Raw genomic sequence first — 17,670 nt, forward strand, 5'->3', positions numbered from 1 at the left:
ATGTATATGGTCCAAGGTCAAGTAAGGATTAATGTTGCTATTATAAAGACTATGCATAATCAATGAAGAATTTAGTTCAGCTTCATCAAGACACTATTCCACCCGCTATGTAAAGCTTCAAATAGAAGAGCAAGTTGGCCATATTGAATGAGAAGGAGAGAGAAATATGTTCCATCCTGAACAAGTAAAAAGTTTTATCCTGCATTCGGAGGGTGTTGTAAGCAATACTGCGCTTCGATATTTTGCGGACAGCTTCTTGTACGAAAATGATACTACATTAATGCCGCTTTTGTTAGAAAGGCTGAAGCAAGCTAATCAGGCCAGAGCCATTCACTTGTTTCATGGATACAGGTTCCCGCAAACGGAAGAGACGATTCGTGAGTTGCTGGCCTTGTGTCAGTCACCGTCAATGGATCATAATACGAAATTTCACTTGGGGACTATGTTATGTAATAGCGATCCCCGGTTGTTGATTCCCTATGAGGCGTACATTGGACAAGAACCGCTTTGGAAAAAGCGGGTGCATCAAAAGCGCAATCTTGCGAATATGGATGATCGAGAACTAGTAAGTGCCTTCCAGTTATTTATTGAACAAAGCACCGGCAAATATGTGAATGAGTTTGATACGACGTACGGAGATGACGTCGTGAATGAGCTGTCTCGTCGGAAGTGTATCGATCCCGATGCTGTGCTTCAGAAGCTCGACAATTATAATCCCGACGACCTAAGCTATGAAACCCCCTACTTCGCTCAGTTGGCCGGTGTAATGAAGCTTGAATCCGCCATTCCTGTTCTGTGCGGCTTTTTGGGAGCGGAGGATGATTGGCTTCCAGAGAGGGCTAAAGAGGCGCTTGTTCATATCGGGACACCCCTGGTTGTAACGACTCTTGCCGACCAGTATTTTGCTGCTAAAGAGGAATATTATCGGTTGTACGCCTCCGATGTTTTCGGTAAAATCAAGCTTCCCGCCTCGGAAGATGCGCTACTTACGTTGCTGCCGGAAGAGCAGGATCTTACCTACGCGACCAATCTCGCGGACGGGTTATGCGAGCTAGGGTCAAGCAAAGGCTTACCGTTAGTTCAAGCGGTGGTGGAAGGAACGTATGACGAGGGGCTTATGAATCTTACGGAGTCGATTTATGCTTATTGCGTAATCTCAAACACGCCGCATCCTTCTCTATCTCAGTGGAAGGAGGAACTTGAAGAGGAAGAAGCGAGGCTGACCAGGCGTGAGAAGGAATTGAATCGGATGGCTGCTGGCTCCGTCTTTCATAGTGGCATAAACAAACCTCATACAAATACGAATAAAGTAGGCCGCAACGATCCTTGTCCTTGCGGAAGCGGGAAGAAATACAAGAAATGCTGCGGTGCATAGGCTCGGCAAACGTTTCTTTAAGACGTTCATGCTGCAGAATCACTGGGTCCTCACCGCCTTAGTTACGAGCGGATGCATTTCGTCAGCAACCGGAGTGGCTTGCTGGATACCTTCTATGGAGTCTGGCAGTTAGGCAACATTGTATATAACACAGAGCCTATGGATCGTCACGTTCCATCCGAATCAAGAACGACGTTAAAGGGCACAGGAACCTTTCCCCACCGCTGCTAGCGGTGGTTTTTTTGTGACGTATGGCGCGTCGTAAGCTATAATGGAGCGACAAGCATAATCGCGGGAGGAACGAACTTATTATGGCTATTTTAAAGAACGATTGGGCGCCGCAATTGGAACAGGAATTCGAGCAGCCGTATTACCGGGAGCTTCGAGCTTTCCTGATTGACGAGTACGGCAGCGGGACGATCTATCCGGATCAATATGATATCTTCAATGCGCTGCATTATACTTCGCTGGTCGACACGAAGGTGGTCATCCTGGGGCAGGATCCTTATCATGGGCCGGGACAAGCCCATGGCCTCAGCTTCTCGGTGATGGAGGGCGTGAGGACGCCGCCGTCGCTGCAGAACATGTACAAGGAGCTGCAGGACGATCTGGGCTGCTATATTCCGAACAACGGCCATTTGCTGAAGTGGGCGAGGCAGGGCGTGCTGCTGCTCAACACGGTGCTGACGGTTCGCGCGCATGAGGCGAACTCCCACAAGAGCCGGGGCTGGGAGCTATTTACGGACAAGGTCATCGAGACAGTCAATCGGAAGGAGGAGCCGGTCGTGTTCATGCTGTGGGGCAGCCACGCCCAGAGGAAGTCGGAGCTGATTACGAACCGTAATCACCTGCAGATTCGTTCGCCGCATCCGAGCCCTCTGTCCGCGCACAGAGGCTTTCTGGGGAGCCGTCCTTTCTCTCGGGCCAACGCTTTCTTGAAGGAGCACGGGCGCGGAGAGATTGATTGGCAGATCGAGAACAAGTAACTAACTCTGGAACAATTAATGAAGGAGCAGTCTCCTGCTCGCATCCAGGCTTTTGCTACCCCAGGAGCTTGTTTTGCTGAATATGATATTGCTCCAGCTTCCATAAGGTTGCATAGTAGGCGCCAGAGGCTAATAATTGCTGATGCGTTCCTCGCTCTACGATGAGGCCATTACGCATCACAATAATTTCATCCATCTCGGTTATATCGGCAAGCTGATGGGTGATCCACAGCATTGCGCGATGACCGGGCAGGCTTAGCAAATTGTTCAAAAACGCCTTTTGCGTCAATACATCGAGGCCAGTCGAGGGCTCATCAAGCAGCAGGGCCGCACTTGGCTTCAATAACGCTCGTGCCAGGGCGAGTCTTTGTCTCTGTCCGCCCGACAGTTTGGCGCCGAACTCCCCGATCATCGTATGATAGCCCTGGGGCAAGGCTTCGATGAAGGTATCGATTTCCGCCAGCTTGGCAGCGGTCTTAACCTCTTCGAAGGAGGCTTCCTTGTTACCAAGCCGTATATTGTCCAGCACGCTTGTATTGAATAGCTGCACTTGCTGCGTTACGACTGAAAATTGGCTGCGAATAGCTTCGGCGGTATAGGCAGAGGCCTCTGCCTCGTTAATTCGGTAGCTGCCAGCTTCGATCGGGCGCAATTGAAGAAGAGCCTGTAGTACGGTGCTTTTACCGCCGCCGCTCTCTCCGACAATAGCTACTCGTTTTCCTTGCTCCAGCTTTAAGGAGAAATCCTTCAACGCGTAGAGAGAAGCCTCTTCATATTTGAAGTAAACCCGGTTTAATTCACAGCTCCACGGTGTATCGGCATCTGTATTTCTCATGGCAGCAGAGAGCGGGGCTTGCTCCATTCGGCGGCGAGAAATCTTCGTTCTTGCAGCCCGCGAGCTTTCTTGTTGCTCATCCTCTCCTTGAGCTGCTCTTCTCTGTATTCCCTCTGCCGAACCTGACTCGCCAAGCTCCACCAAGCGCTCTGCTGAAGCCATAATGGCTGGTGCTATGCGGAACGCCTGCGGCAGCGGCGCCGCCGCCTCGAAGCAAGCAAGAGCGACGAGAATAATCGCCGGCAGCATATAAGCGGGGATGAGCTCTGCCGAGATGAAAGGAATCGCAAGGAGGAGCATGGTCCACATCGTTATTCCTGCAAGTCCTGTTGACAATCCGGCGAACAGGGCATTGGACCGATGCTCTTTCAACTGCAATCGATTTAATTTCTCCTGCTCGGCCGCAAAGCGTTGTTGATAATGCTGGAACAGACCGTATTGCTGCAGAGTCTGCAGTCCTTTCAGCGTATCATGCGTCAACTCGTATAAGCGACTTCTTGCCGAGATGACAGCGGCTCCTGTTTTGTTGCCGCTCCTCGCGCTTAGCAGCGGCAACAGGATACCGCAGCAGCCATAGAGCAGGACGAAGGCGATCATCAAACGGCGCTCCTGCATGGCGAAGAATAGCGATCCGCCGATCAGGGTAAGCAGGAATACGACAGGCGGAGAAACGAGCCGCAGGTAGAAATGCTGCAATTGCTCAATATCGCTGACGATGCGGCCGAGTATATCGCCGCTTCGTTTGCTTTGGAGAAGCGTAATGCCAACAGGTTCGATTTTCTCGTACAGCCATATCCGCATACGATGCAAGACTTTGAAGGTCATATTGTGCGAGGCCAGTCGCTCTGCATAGCGAAGCATCCCGCGAGCAATGCCGAAGAATCGCACCCCCACTATGGGCACGTAGATCATAAGCACATTCTCGGGCCGCAGGGCCGCCTTCGCAATCAGATACCCCGAGGTGCCCATTAACCCGATATTGGCGGCGACTGTTGCGAAGGAAAGCAAGATGGCAAAGCAGGCGTAGCCTTTGTACGGCGCTATGAACAGCAGAAGCTTCATAAAGAGCGCTTTCCATGTATGGGCCGACCGGAGCGGCAAATGTTGCTGTACATCGGTCTGCTTCAGCAGCTCCGTTGTGGAAGCGGGCTGGATCGGAATCACCGCTGCGGGACTCGCGTGAGCGCCCGGCTCTGCCGAATAGGAGCTTGCCAAAGCGGTATAGACTCCGTTCATGCGATGCAACTGCCGGGGCGTGCCTTGCTCGACAATTCGGCCTTGCTTGAATACGAGAACATAATCCGCCTGCTCGGCAACATGAAGCTGATGGGTGACGATTATGCTGCTCTTTCCTTCCAGGAAGGCGTCAAGCGCTGTGCCGACCTGCTCCTGATGCAGCCAGTCAAGTCCCCTGGTCGCCTCGTCCAGCAAGACGAGCGAGGCTTGCTTTCTCAGAAGCATTCTGGCAATCGCCAAGCGCTGAATCTGCCCTCCCGATAAAGCAATCGCATCGCCAATCGGCGTTTCGAGGCCTGACGGACAACTCGCCACGAACTCGCTGGCGCCGGCTTGCCGAACGATTTCCTCTATCTGTTCATCGGTCGTCTGCTCTAAGCCTGCTTCTATATTCTCTCTAATCGTGCCATTGAACAGATGGGCGGACTGGGACAATACCGCAAATTGCCGGCGCAAGTAAGCGATCGACCATTGCTGAAGCGCAATGCCGTCGACGTAGATCGTTCCCCCGCTTGGTTGCAGGAAGCCCTGCAGCAGGTCCAGCAGGGTGCTCTTGCCCGAGCCGGTTGCGCCAACCAGAGCGAGTCTGCTTCCCGGCGCAAGCGTAAAGCTTACATGAGACAGTGCGGCATGCTCTGCTCCATCATAACGCAGCGTTACGTCTTCAAATGCAATTTCATAGCCGCGCGGATCTCGTGGAGGCTGAGCGACGCCCTCCCTCTGTTCCATTAGCGCTGAGGATTCGGTATCCAATATTCGGAAGAGGCGGGTGGCCGCCGACGCCCCGTTCATCCCGGCGTGGAATTGTGTGCCTAATGCGCGAATAGGCGCATAGAATTCGGGAGCCAGCAGCAGCACCAGAAAGGCGTCGTAGAATGGAATGTCGCCGGAGATCAGCCGCAGCCCCAGGAATACGGCAACAATGGCAGTGCTTAAGGTGGCGAACAGCTCCATGACAAAAGCGGACAGGAAGGCAAGCTTTAAGGCGGCCATCGTGCTTTTTCGATGCTGTTCGCTGATGGCGGCAAGAATAGGCTTCTGACCTTCGGAGCGATTAAATATTTTCAGCGTCTCGATGCCCTGCAGCACCTCCTGGAAATGACCGCCAAGCCTGCCGAGCAGCTTATATTGCCGATCGGTGCGCAGCTTCGTATATTTGCCGATCAGAATCATGAACAAGACAAGCAAAGGCAAGGTAACGGCAAAGACGAGGGCGGAAAACCAATCTAATCCGGCTACAATGACAAATACGGCAAAAGGCACGAACATGGACAATGCGATCTGTGGCACGTACTTGGCCAAATAGCTTTCCAACTGCTCGACGCCCTCGTATACCGTGGACATTAATTCTCCGCTTTGCTCCTTTTTCAAATATTGCGGGCCAAGCTGATCAAGCTTTTGAAACAAGGCTGTTCGCAGCGTTGCTTTTATCTTCTGGGCGACCTTGCTTGCGGTATATTCACTAATGATTTGCAGGAGCGCGCGTCCGACAATAACGGCAAGCAAGATGAGCAGCCAAACTCGCACATCGTACAGCACGGCCTCCTCCATGAATACAAGATTGACAATATTCGCAAGGATATACGCCTCTGCAATAAGAATCAGTCCGCCCAGGCAGCCGAACCCCGCGCTTATTCCGAGCAGCTTGCGACTGTCCTTGATTTGGGAAAGCAACCGTTTCATCATGTGTATCAACCTCTTTTATCATTCTCAATCATTGGAAGGAGCGAGCTTAATAATCCAAATGATCGCTTGCCGTCACGCGCTTGCGGAATATCCAATAATTCCATATCTGATAGCCAATCACGATTGGGACCATCGTCAGCGCAACAATGGTCATGACCTTCAAGGTGTAGGCATTGGATGCCGTATTGTAGATGGTCAGGTTCCACTCGGGATTAAGCGATGAGATCATCACATTCGGGAATAGACAGATGAAGACGGTAATGGTCGACAGGACAATGGTCGCCCCGGTCATGATGAATGCCCAGCCGTTCCATCCGGCCTTCAGGAAGAAGTGGACGGATAGCAGCGCAAAGCCAGCCAGAATGGGCACGGAGCCCGGATTAATGCCCTGACCGGTGAACATGTCTGTCTCGAAATAGCTAAGAACGACAAACAGCAACAATACGCCGCTGGTCCATTTGCCAATGCGAAGTCCGAATTGCTCGGCGCGCGCTTTAATGTCTCCAGTTGTTTTCAGACTGAGGAACAAAGCTCCGTGCAAGAGGAACAGAAGCACGATCGCTGCGCCTGCCGCCAAGGAATAGAGGGAGATGAGATCCCAGAACGATCCCACATAGTTTTGGTTCGCGTCAATGGGAACGCCCCGCATCAAATTGGCTAGCGCCACTCCCCAGAGCAGCGGCGGAAGCAAGCTGCCTGCGAAGATGATCCAGTCCCACGTGTTCCGCCATGCCGCGCTTTGCAGCTTGCTTCTGAATTCAAAGGCGACGCCGCGTCCGATCAAGGCGAGCAGCATGAGAAACAAGGCCATGTAGAAGCCGCTGAACAAGGAGGCATACCAGTTCGGGAATGCCGCGAACATGGCGCCGCCGGCCGTAATCAGCCAAACCTCATTGCCGTCCCAGAACGGTCCGATCGTATTAATCATGACACGTCGTTCCACATCGTTTTTACCAATAAGTCGCGCCAGCATGCCAACTCCGAAATCAAATCCTTCCAGGAAGAAAAAACCAACGAACAGCGTTGCAATCAAGCCAAACCATAATGGCTCAAGCATACGAGAAACCCCCTCACAAAAACGATTTTTTGCAGCCTTCTGCGATATTCGCCTGCCTGTCTAAATAGCCGGAATAGAATCAGCCTCTTCATAAGGCTTGTTGTGACTATCATGACCATCCTCTTCTTGAACTCCTTTTTTCGTGAAATGCACGACAAGGTATACGAATGCAACGGCCAGGATGCCATATACGACGGTGAACCCGATCAAGCTTGTCGCGACCATGCCGGAGCTAACGAGCGGCGAAACGCCGTCTTCCGTTTTTTGCAAGCCGAACACAATCCATGGCTGTCTTCCAACCTCCGTCATAATCCAGCCGGCAGAATTCGCGATATACGGCAAGAACATGGCTGGAATCATGCACTTCAGCAACAGGGGCACCTTCTCCAGCTTGTGCTTCAGCATAAACCAGGTGCCGAGCAGCCCGAGCAAAATCATCAGCATGCCGGCTCCCACCATAATGCGGAAGCTCCAGTAGGTCGTCTTGACGGGCGGAATATAATTTCCTTCCCCGTACTCGGCGACATACTTCTCTTGCAGCTCCAGAATACCGGGAACGCTGCCCTTCAAGCTGTTATAGGAGAGAACGCTAAGCAGATGTGGAATTTCAAGATTAAAGCTATTCTCCTTATTGTCGGTATCGATCTTGGCAACGACAGACCATGGCGCGCTTTCTCCCGTCGATTCCCACAGCGCTTCCGCCGCGGCCATCTTCATCGGCTGGGAGCTCATCAAGTGCTGCGATTGAGTATGACCGGCAGTAGCGGTCAGAATACTGGAGATGAGCGCGATGACGATGCCGATGGCAAAGGAGGTTTTGAACAGCTCCACCTGCTGCTTGTGCAGCAGCTTGTAGCCGGAAATGCCGGCAATGAAAAAGGCCCCTGTTGCAAGCGCGCCATAAATGACATGAGGGAAAGCTACCCATAGCTGAGGATTGCCGAGCAAGGCGAAGAAGTCGCTCATCTCTGCGCGTCCGTTGACCAGCTCAAAGCCTGCGGGCTCCTGCATGAAGGCATTCGCGCTCAAAATCCATAGCGCCGACAAGGTGGCTGCAAAGGCCACTAACCAGATGCATAATAAATGCAGCTTTTTCGGCAGTCGGTCCCAACCGAAAATCCAGATGCCGAGGAATGTCGATTCAAGAAAGAAGGATACGAGCGCCTCGACTGCCAGAGGTCCGCCGAAGACTGCGCCAACAAATCGGGAATAATCGGCCCAGTTCATTCCGAACTGAAATTCCTGCATAATGCCGGTTACAACGCCGACTGCAAAATTAAGCAAAAACATTTTGCCCCAAAACTTGGTTAAGCGTTTATACTTGACATCCTTCTTGATTACGTACAGCGTCTGCATAAAGGCCATCACATAAGCCAGACCTACAGACAATGGAACGAATAAAAAATGGTAAACGGTCGTGACGGCAAATTGCCATCTTGACAAATCTAATGCTTCCACATGAATCTCCCCCTTCATCGAATCCAAGTATAAGGGGGAATGAAAATTTTTTATGTGATATTATTCACACTTGCAAAAATTTTCGATAAGGAATAAATTCTCCTTCAAGCATGAACGCAGCAACCGAAGAAAGGAGGCTTATGCTATAATTTTCCTAATGAAGTCTGCTGCAGGTTGCGGGCGAGGGAGGGTAGAGGGATGAGGAAGCTTCTAAACGGTTTTTCCCTTATTCAAGTCATGATTGGGCTGATGCTTGCCGCAATCGGTTGCACGGGTCTATCGACCCCGCTGGCGTCTCCAAGCGAGCAAGATCCCGATGAAGGATCGCGGATGAAGTTGTCCATTATGCATCTCGTATATAAGGAAAGCCCGGTCGAAGGGTCTGTATGGGATTATATAGAAAACCAATTTCATATTGCGTACACACCGATTGTGTATCCTTCCAACAGCTATAGCAAGAAAATGCGCGTGGCCGTGACCTCAGGGAAAGCTCCCGACGCGGTGTTATGGACGGGCTCGCAATCGGAGCTATATAATTTGGCGCGAGCGGGAATGTTCTATGATCTTACAGAATATATCAATCACTCCGAGCATCTTGGCCAAATTCCGAAGACTATATGGGATAACGCTGCGGTGGATGGACGCTTGTATGGCATTCCTCGTCCGAGAGCGTCCGTTTCCTATGCGGTTATGCTGCGAAAGGATTGGCTGAAGGCGTTGAAGCTGCCATTGCCTGAAACAATCGACGATTATTACAAGGTTGCCGTCGCGTTCGGACAGCAGGATCCCGATCAGAACGGGAAGCAAGATACATACGGATTTGCGGCGGGGGAAGGCTTAACCTTTCTGCAGGAGCTGTTCTTGGCATTCGGAGCAGGGAACACCTGGAAGATCACGGAGGATCATTCGCTGCTGCCGAGCAAGATTGTGCCGGAGAGAGAGACGGCATTGCGCTGGATGCGCGATCTCTATCAGGAGAGAGGGATAGACAGCCGGTTTGCGATTCTCCAGTCCAGTCAGGTGTGGGATCGGTTTGTCGCAGGGAACACCGGCATCATTATTGCCCCGATAAGCGACTTCTATCAGTATGGACAGCTGCTGCGGGCGAACAACCCGGAGGCGGAGCTGATTATGCTGGGCCCTCCGATTGGTCCGACAGGCATCTCGGGATTCTCTGCGGGACCCGGTTATTATGGGCAAGTGGTCATACCCAGCTCTGTGCCGGAGGATAAGGTGGAGAAGATCATCGCCCTAATGGATTGGGAAAGCAGTGAAGAAGGATACGCCGTTCGCAATCAAGGCTTAGAGGGCGTTCACCATAAAATCCGCTCTGACGGCACAATGGAGATTGATTATGAAGCATTATCCGCCGAAGCGCTTGGTTCCTTATTCGTCATGAACCCGTATGATCCGTATTTATATGTTGTGAAATTTGCTCCCGAGGATATCCAGAAGCAGCAACGGGAGATGCTTGATTTTGTTCGAGATAGAGGAATTCCCAATCCCGCACAAACTTATGTATCTGAGGTCGGGACAACAATCGGCACGATCTATGTGAATGAAATTAATAACTTCGAGAGGGAATATGTACAGGGGAAGCGTCCTGTGGATGATTTCGCAGTTTTCCGTAATGAATGGTTGGAACGCGGCGGAGCGCAGTATATTGAAGAAGTGAATGAATGGTATCGCAATCGGAGCAATAATCCTCAATAATGATTATTCACCCCCCTTTTATCGCATGGTATCATGAGCCCAGCTTGTAGGAGCTTCTATAAGATAAGCTCGGATGAATGAAAGGGGAATGGATGATTTGCGAGGATTTAGACGGTTTCGATTCCTAATCGTTTTTTTACTTTTAACGTTGGTGGCGCAAACAGGATTTCCGGGATTTTTGATTTGGAATCAACAAACAGCTGAAGCGAGCGAGGCATGGGATGCTACGCCTTATTTTGTTGCCCTGCCGAACAATCAGGTTCGGGTGAGTTGGTCTGAGCCGGAATATGGCATGTCGGGCAAGCAGTATGATTATGAGGTAGCCTTCTATGCGCTGCCGGGAAGAGAAAGGTTGACTGCTTCCGGATCGTATTTGCCTGATTCATCGACGGAGTGGGTGCAGACAGGACTCGACCCTTCTATTACATACGAAGTTTGGGTTACCGCAACCGAGAGTGGGGCAACGCAGCCCTTTGACACCTTGATTAGCGAGGTGCGATTGCTTGATTATGACAGGTATCATATGGACCCGCGTGTTGCTTTCTCGAATGACAATACGAGCATGACGATGGAATGGAATGGCAGCAAACGGGAAGGCATGTTCAATGCCAGCATCTATTCCTACGATGTAGCGGTATGGCAGGTCGGGCCTGATGATGAGCTGATCCCGGAATCGATGATGACGAGCGAACGCTATTATCGTACGCAGGGTTCGACCTATAGCAGTACATTGGACGGGTTCGAGCCGGGACAACGCTACTTGATTGCGCTTCAATTATATAATTTGCTCGACTTCTTTGACTCTTCTATCGAGCAATTCGTGATCGTTCCCGGACCGGATGTGGATCCCGAAGACCCCGAGGATCCCGAAGACCCAGAGGTTGCTCCTGAATGGCCTGCGAATGCCGATTTGCTTGTCAGTGGATTGTCGGCATGGGAGGGCTTCAGGCTGGAATGGCCTCAGGCTGAGGGAGAAATTGATCATTATGAGCTGAGCTGGAGCCGTAATAACGGTCAGGCTGCAACAGCACAATTTCCCGCAGGGCAGTTAAACGCTCTTCTGAACGGAGCGCCGGATCTCTATGAACCGGGTGATGTGATTTCCTATTCTGTGCGAGCAGTTGGCAAGTTGTCGGGAAATCAGCAAACGGCTCTGAAGAGCGAGCCCCTCGCCGGCTCACAGCTGATTCCACGCTTGGAGCTGGCTTATGAGACAGTCGGGGCTTACAGCTATCGCGCATTAAAGGCGGGGCTGCCAATCGGTATTGCTTTGGAGGCAAATCCAGGCTATACGGCGACGGCTGTTGTGCTGTTCGAAAGCTGGAACAATGAAGCGGGGGAACCCCAAGCCGCTCCCGTGCAGCGAGAGCTGGAGATTTCGCTGACGGAGCAGCAAGGAGAGACGGGAAGCTACATAGGAGAATGGACGGCAGACGAATCGGACCGCATTACGCTCGTTTCATCCTTGTATGTGAGGCTGAGCAAAAGCGGTATGGCGGTATCCGCTGCAGACACCATTACTGACGCCGAAGGCGATTTCTGGAATTTGCCTTTTACGGGCAAGCTTCTTGTTGATGTAGCTGGAGAGGTGGAAGGAGCCTCGTTATTTATTGCATCCGATTATGGGACGATGCCGCCGATTGGCCAAATTCTCGACGGGCCAGGTCAGCATGTGTTTCCTTACTGGTATCCAGGCAAAGTGACCGCCGAGGTGAAGTGGAATAACGAGACCTTCCTTGTTCCGCCGACGGATGCAACGGTGAAGAGCTTTGAGACGACAACGCTTGTACTGCAAGCAGGTCTGCAAGAGCCCGAATTGCCGCCAGAGCTTGCGGTCAAGGTGCGTGGCGATTCAGATCAAGGAATGGAAGGCGTTACGGTTCAAGCTTTCGTGAACGGAGGATGGCGTACAGGCAGAACAGATGCCGCTGGCGAAATTATCTTCCGCAACAAGCTTGTACCTGGAACGAGCATCCCCGTCCGAGTGATGGATGTGCCGCTTGCGTACCTGCTGCCTAATCCCATAACGCATGTTATGCTGGCAGGACATAATGAGCTTGAAGTCGATTTGGAAGAGAGGCCTATGATCGAGGTAAGCGGTCAGGTTAAGCTGGATTTCGCGCCGGCAGTTGGAAGACCAATTGAATTTTTGCAAACTCCGCTGCCTGGAAGCGGGTTTAACACTTCTTATAAGACACAGGTTGCAACGGATAGCGAAGGGCACTATGAAGCGCAGCTCTATAAGGGCTTGAACGCAGCGGTGAATTTCGGCGACTATAACGCCTATTACGATCAATTGAATACGGCTCTTCCAATAAGCGAAGCGGGGAGCAGCTACTCCTTCGATCTGTATACCCGCTCCGATGTGGTCATAGAGGGGACAATCCGCAAGCATCTGCGCGGTGTATTGCGTGAAACCTTGGCCTGGGAAGAGCTGGGTTATGTTGAATTCAGGCAACGGGTCGTTACCGTTCAGAAGGTTCCGGGAGGAACAAAGCAATACTTCTTGGTAAATCCGGTATCTGTGAAGGGAAAGCCCGGCGACCAGTTCAATGTATGCATGAAGGATGCGCAGTTTATTTATACATGCGACCTGGTTACGATTGACAATGCATTCACAGGTCATGCGTTCCTTGATTTCTATGAGCTGGGCAGCGAGCTCAAGCTTTCCTTCGATGAGGAGCTGGCGCAATCCGGGGCCATGTATCGTATAACGGGGCTTGCCAATGGTTTTACTGCTGACTATTCGGTTCCATCGCCGAGTGAGACCGAGCAGATTGCACTTCCTTCAGCAGGTGAGTATACACTCACTCTGCTCACTTGGGAGCAAGGGAGAATGCAACAGCAAGTGGCGCGCCAATTCAGCATCAGAGAAGGGGAAGTACTGGATCTGGGACGTATACATCGCTCTCAAGCAGACCAGCTTAGCGGCTATATGACACTGGAGCATACGACCTATTATCCGGGAGAGGAGCTTCGCTTGAGACTCGGATTGAACGGGGGAAGCCTTCAGGATAAACCAAGCACAGGCGATTTGAAAATAAAGCTGCCTGCGGGAATGACCCTTTATCAAACGATGACATTTGTTGATGGCAGGCTGTCGGCCTATGACACGCAGCAGCCTTCCAATGATGTGCTGACCATCCCGCTGTCCCTCCTGCAGCAATTGGGATTCGGCAATGGGGATTGGTTATCTATCGTTGGGCGCGTAGGGGCCGATTACGGAGAGGATGCTTTAGCTTTCCATTCATGGCTCGAATACAGGGAAGACGGAGTAGATGTGAATGAGGCGATAAGCGCGGTGCAGGCGGAGGTTCAGCCTGTTTCGTTCGAGTTGCCAGAGCGCATTTCTTCCCTGGACCTGCAATTGCACGGCAAAGCGATTCCGGGAAGCCGAATTTATGTGTATCAGGGTCAAACGCTTCTCGGTCAGGCCTATGCGACCGGAACGGAGCAAATCGGTATGCTCACTCAGCCATCCGGCGAATGGTCGTTGCAGATTCGCTTGCCTGATCCGTCTGCGAATGCGGAGGCGTACAGCTACGAGCTCTATGCGGCAGCGAATACAGACGGGCAGATGCTGGAGTCGCAGCATAGAACGACGCGCTACAGTGCGGACGGTCTGCCTCAAATCAAGGAAGTAAGTCTGACTACTCGCGGCTTCTATCAAACGCAGCATAAGACGTTCAACCCGGCAAGAGGGATAGCCAGCTTCCCGTATATTCTGGAGCCGGGCGTTACAGAGATTGCCGTTGCCTTCAATGATCCAACGGCAGTCTCCAACGTGATCGTGCATATCTCGCCATTCACGCTTCCGGCAGTCCGGGGAGAGGACGGGGTGTATAAAGCGTATCTTCACTATTCGGAGGCAGGGGAAATCAATGAGCTGAGCGGCGGCGTCTATGTGTCCTATGATCCTGTGCCGACTGTAGAGGATGATGCTGCATTTGATAGTCTGGAGCAATTGCGCGACGCATTGCCTTGGTGGCTCAAGGATGCTGAGGCTCCAGCGAATGGTCAGGTAGAGGTTATTGAACAAAGCGAGCATCGCGAGAAATACAGAGTGATTCAGGCTTTGCCGCCGCGACTAGGCGCGTCGGCAACGGCAGAAACCTCCTTCTATGTGGAAAATCCGGTGAATTATTCGATTGCGAATAAGCCGAGATTGAAGGTTCTGGATCAAACGGTATACGGCGCTCGTGGTTCAGCTTCCTTCGCGGCTGGATCGCGTTCTCCCTTCCCGGGTGCGCCAACCGGATATCGCGACTCGGCCGCGATGGTTGCCTCCTTCATCCGCAGCGCTGACAGCCGGAATATGACGGTAGAGGCTGATTTCTCCGGTTATCTGCAGTATGAAGACTCCGGCAATGGAGGGGAGGTCCGAATATTGTCCGCGCAAACGCAGATAGCCAAGACAGGAGCGGAAATTGTTGTCGAAGGCATTGATATCGGAATATCGCTTGAGGGGAGCGGCGGATTCGAATCGACAATGGACAGTATTCAGGATCGCATCAGGAAGGTGTACGCCGGCTGCCAATTACAACGCGCGCAGAGATACCACGGCGCCTATGAAGATATAATGGAAGACATGATGGCGGCTGAATCGGCCAAGTGGGCGGCTAGCCTGGGATTGTTCGTCATTGGCGCAGGAGCTCCAGGACCAGGGACATTGATTGCCGGCATGACCGCGGTCGCCGGTCAAGGACTCGAGAAGGTGATCGATCATGAAATGGCTAACAAGCTTGCTGAAATTGATAGAGCGGTCATGAGAGATATTCAATGTGAAGACGATACCTTGGATCCGAAGGACAAAAACCCTGTGGAACGAAAGCAAAAAGTGAATGACAAGAAGAATTTGGTAGCAACTCCGGCCTGGATCTATGATCCGAGCGGATTCGCTTACGAAACTGTTGAAGAGAATCGTCTGGAGGGCGTTACAGCGACAGTTCTCTATAAGGATGAGTCCGCTGATGAGTGGGTGGAATGGGATGCGGAATGGTTCGAGCAGCAGAATCCACAACAAACGGGAGGCGACGGGCGTTATCAATGGGATGTGCCGCCGGGTCTGTGGAAGATTCGATTGGAGAAGGAAGGGTACGCTACGGCGTATAGCGAGGAATTGCGCGTATTGCCGCCGCATTTTGACGTTAATTTGGCCATGAAAGCCGTCATTTCTCCTGAAGTCGATCGTATACGGGGGGAAGATAACGGCGAGACGCTAATCATTGACTTCTCGAAATATATGCGCGCTGAAGAAGATGGCGGGCTGGTTAACGGCAGCATCACCGTTATGCGTGGAGATGAACCCATTGCCGGAACTCTCGTTGGGGTAGATGTCGTAGAAGTCGACCATAGCAAGCTGGCGAAGCGATGGGTATACGAGATAGCTGAGGAGCATCATGTTGAGGCGGGAGACTTGCTCGACGTAATTGTCCATGCAGGCGCCGTGGGTTACAATGACCTCGCGCTAGCTTATGATCAAGCGTTTGCGGTGACGGTGAAGGCATCCGATAATAGTGCGCCTGCCGCCGTTTCAGCTTCAGAATTACTGGCAGGGGATGGAAGCTTGTTTGTGACCTGGCGCGATCCGTCCGATGACGATCTCGACAAGATCAAGGTCGAATGGAAGCGGGAATGGGATTCGAATTATAGCGAAAAGGTCATTAGCGCGGGGAGCGGTTACACCGAGATAGAACAACTGCAAGACGGAGAGCTCTATCAGGTACGAATTACCGCCATGGATTTTGCGGGAAATTCATCTCCCTATGTTGCTTTGGCGGGCAAGGTTAAAGCCGCGCAGTCTGCCGTTGATCGTATTGCTCCGTTCCAGGTAAGCGGCGCAATGGCGCAAACTGTCGGTCAGACCATAAAGGTAAGCTGGAAAGATTCGATTAGTACGGATCTGGAAGGTGTTCTGATCAGATGGAGGGAAGCAGGAGCAGATGAGGATGCTGGATCTGTAATGATCGATCGCGGCGAACAAATATATGTGGTGTCGGAAGGTCTGGAGCGGGGACGAACGTATGAGCTTTCGTTAGTGGCCGAGGATTCCGCAGGGAATCAAGCGAGCGCTGTTATGCTGTATGCATCGATTGCAGCTGCTGCTAATGGCGAGCACGGTTCGGGCTCCGGAACAGGTTCGGGAGCAAATGCGGGTTCGGGCTCCGGAGATGTTACGCAGCCTGAAGAATATGAGCTTGTCAGGCTGAATTGGACGAAGCTCGCTCCGAGTACAGGCGAATCGGCGGGAGCCATTCTATGGGATGGACAATTACGTATTCAGCTTGACGACTGGCAGCCTTCCGGGAACGAACGGGGAGGACTTGCAATCGCACAGATTTCGGATGCGCCAACGCCTCAGGATGACCGATATAAGCTGCTTCAGCCAGCTTTGGGATTGAGCGTGTTTGAAGCAGACGAGATGACAAGTACCAGGTCAGAAGCGTCATCGCCGTCATCATCAAGCGGTGCGGCAGCCTCTGCTTCGAGAGCGCTTCGTCTCTTCCTTACGCTGGAGGAGAAGCAGCTCATCCCCATAGATCCTGAGAAATTGGGCGTTTATCGCGCAGTGCCCGGGCATCCGGGGGAATGGACGTATGTTGGCGGCAAATGGCAAGCGGAGCTTCGTCAGATGGAGGTTAGAGTGGAAGCATCCAGCGGGAATTACGGCATGCTGGCCGTTATGGAATACAGGCCGCATTTCAGCGATTTGACAGGCCATTGGTCGAAGAAGGCGATTGAGCTGCTGGCGTCCCGTCACCTTGCAACGGGAATGGGAGATTCTACGTTCGCGCCGCAACGGGGAGTAACAAGAGCGGAATTTGCGACTTTTATGATCAGAATGCTTGATTATGCAGGGGGCAAAGCCGTGACAGGCAACGGTTTTGGCGCGATCGTGGAGGAGGATGCATTGTCTCTCCATACATTCGTGGATGCGAGCGAGGAAGCTTGGTACGCGGAAATGCTTAAACGGGCTCTCTCCTACGGTTTGATACAAGGAGAAGGCACAGCGCTGCGTCCGGGAGATACCGCTACGCGAGAGGAATCGGCAGTGTTCATCAAGCGTCTGCTGGACCGGTTGCTGCTATTGGGCGTAATTCATAAAGAGGATTTGGAGGGAGATACTCCTCGTCCGAATCCATTCATTGATGCCAGAGAAATATCGGGTTGGTCCAGAGCAGCAGTGGAACAATTGCAGACATGGGGGATTATGAATGGGCAATCGGATGGACGGTTTGCTCCCAAACAGATCACGACAAGAGCGGAAATGGCGCAGATGCTGGCCAATTTATTAACGAAATTGAAGTTGCTCTGATTCTGATGA

At 52.0% G+C, this 17,670-nt stretch carries 7 protein-coding genes; 4 read left to right on the top strand and 3 right to left on the bottom strand.

The genetic code is table 11. The features are described from left to right. The first annotated feature begins 166 nt into the window (after positions 1-166). Both HFP08_RS00355 and HFP08_RS00360 read left to right on the top strand, forming a co-directional pair. Positions 167-1,375, top strand: coding sequence for a HEAT repeat domain-containing protein (locus HFP08_RS00355; protein WP_168118532.1), 1,209 nt, complete (start codon positions 167-169; stop codon positions 1,373-1,375). A 311-nt stretch (positions 1,376-1,686) separates the two neighbouring features. Then, a complete protein-coding gene (locus HFP08_RS00360; protein WP_168118533.1) occupies positions 1,687-2,361 on the top strand; it encodes a uracil-DNA glycosylase in 675 nt (224 codons plus the stop codon). A 55-nt stretch (positions 2,362-2,416) separates the two neighbouring features. Here HFP08_RS00360 and cydD read toward each other — a convergent pair whose 3' ends face one another. From cydD to HFP08_RS00375, 3 genes are read right to left on the bottom strand one after another with little or no spacing between them, the layout of a single operon-like run. Next, positions 2,417-6,118 (bottom strand): thiol reductant ABC exporter subunit CydD, encoded by a 3,702-nt coding sequence (cydD, locus tag HFP08_RS00365; RefSeq protein WP_168118534.1) that lies wholly within the window; start codon positions 6,116-6,118, stop codon positions 2,417-2,419. Between the two features lie 46 nt (positions 6,119-6,164). Beyond that, positions 6,165-7,175, bottom strand: coding sequence for a cytochrome d ubiquinol oxidase subunit II (gene cydB / locus HFP08_RS00370; RefSeq protein WP_168118535.1), 1,011 nt, complete (start codon positions 7,173-7,175; stop codon positions 6,165-6,167). A gap of 60 nt (positions 7,176-7,235) precedes the next feature. Next, a complete protein-coding gene (locus HFP08_RS00375; protein ID WP_168118536.1) occupies positions 7,236-8,633 on the bottom strand; it encodes a cytochrome ubiquinol oxidase subunit I in 1,398 nt (465 codons plus the stop codon). A gap of 198 nt (positions 8,634-8,831) precedes the next feature. Between HFP08_RS00375 and HFP08_RS00380 the strand changes: the two genes are divergently transcribed. Together HFP08_RS00380 and HFP08_RS00385 are read left to right on the top strand one after the other, a co-directional pair. After that, positions 8,832-10,346 (top strand): extracellular solute-binding protein, encoded by a 1,515-nt coding sequence (locus HFP08_RS00380; RefSeq protein ID WP_168118537.1) that lies wholly within the window; start codon positions 8,832-8,834, stop codon positions 10,344-10,346. A 178-nt stretch (positions 10,347-10,524) separates the two neighbouring features. Beyond that, positions 10,525-17,661 (top strand): S-layer homology domain-containing protein, encoded by a 7,137-nt coding sequence (locus tag HFP08_RS00385; RefSeq protein WP_168118538.1) that lies wholly within the window; start codon positions 10,525-10,527, stop codon positions 17,659-17,661. Positions 17,662-17,670 lie beyond the last annotated feature (9 nt).

Origin of the sequence: Paenibacillus sp. HB172176 (assembly GCF_011947265.1) — a bacterium.
In the GTDB taxonomy this organism is placed as follows: domain Bacteria; phylum Bacillota; class Bacilli; order Paenibacillales; family Paenibacillaceae; genus Pristimantibacillus.

Bases quoted from the DNA above. Each gene is read 5' to 3' on its own strand.
- HFP08_RS00355 (WP_168118532.1), top strand. From the start codon at position 167: ATGTTCCATCCTGAACAAGTAAAAAGTTTTATCCTGCATTCGGAGGGT.
- HFP08_RS00360 (WP_168118533.1), top strand. From the start codon at position 1,687: ATGGCTATTTTAAAGAACGATTGGGCGCCGCAATTGGAACAGGAATTC.
- HFP08_RS00380 (WP_168118537.1), top strand. From the start codon at position 8,832: ATGAGGAAGCTTCTAAACGGTTTTTCCCTTATTCAAGTCATGATTGGG.
- cydB (WP_168118535.1), bottom strand. From the start codon at position 7,175: ATGCTTGAGCCATTATGGTTTGGCTTGATTGCAACGCTGTTCGTTGGT.
- cydD (WP_168118534.1), bottom strand. From the start codon at position 6,118: ATGATGAAACGGTTGCTTTCCCAAATCAAGGACAGTCGCAAGCTGCTC.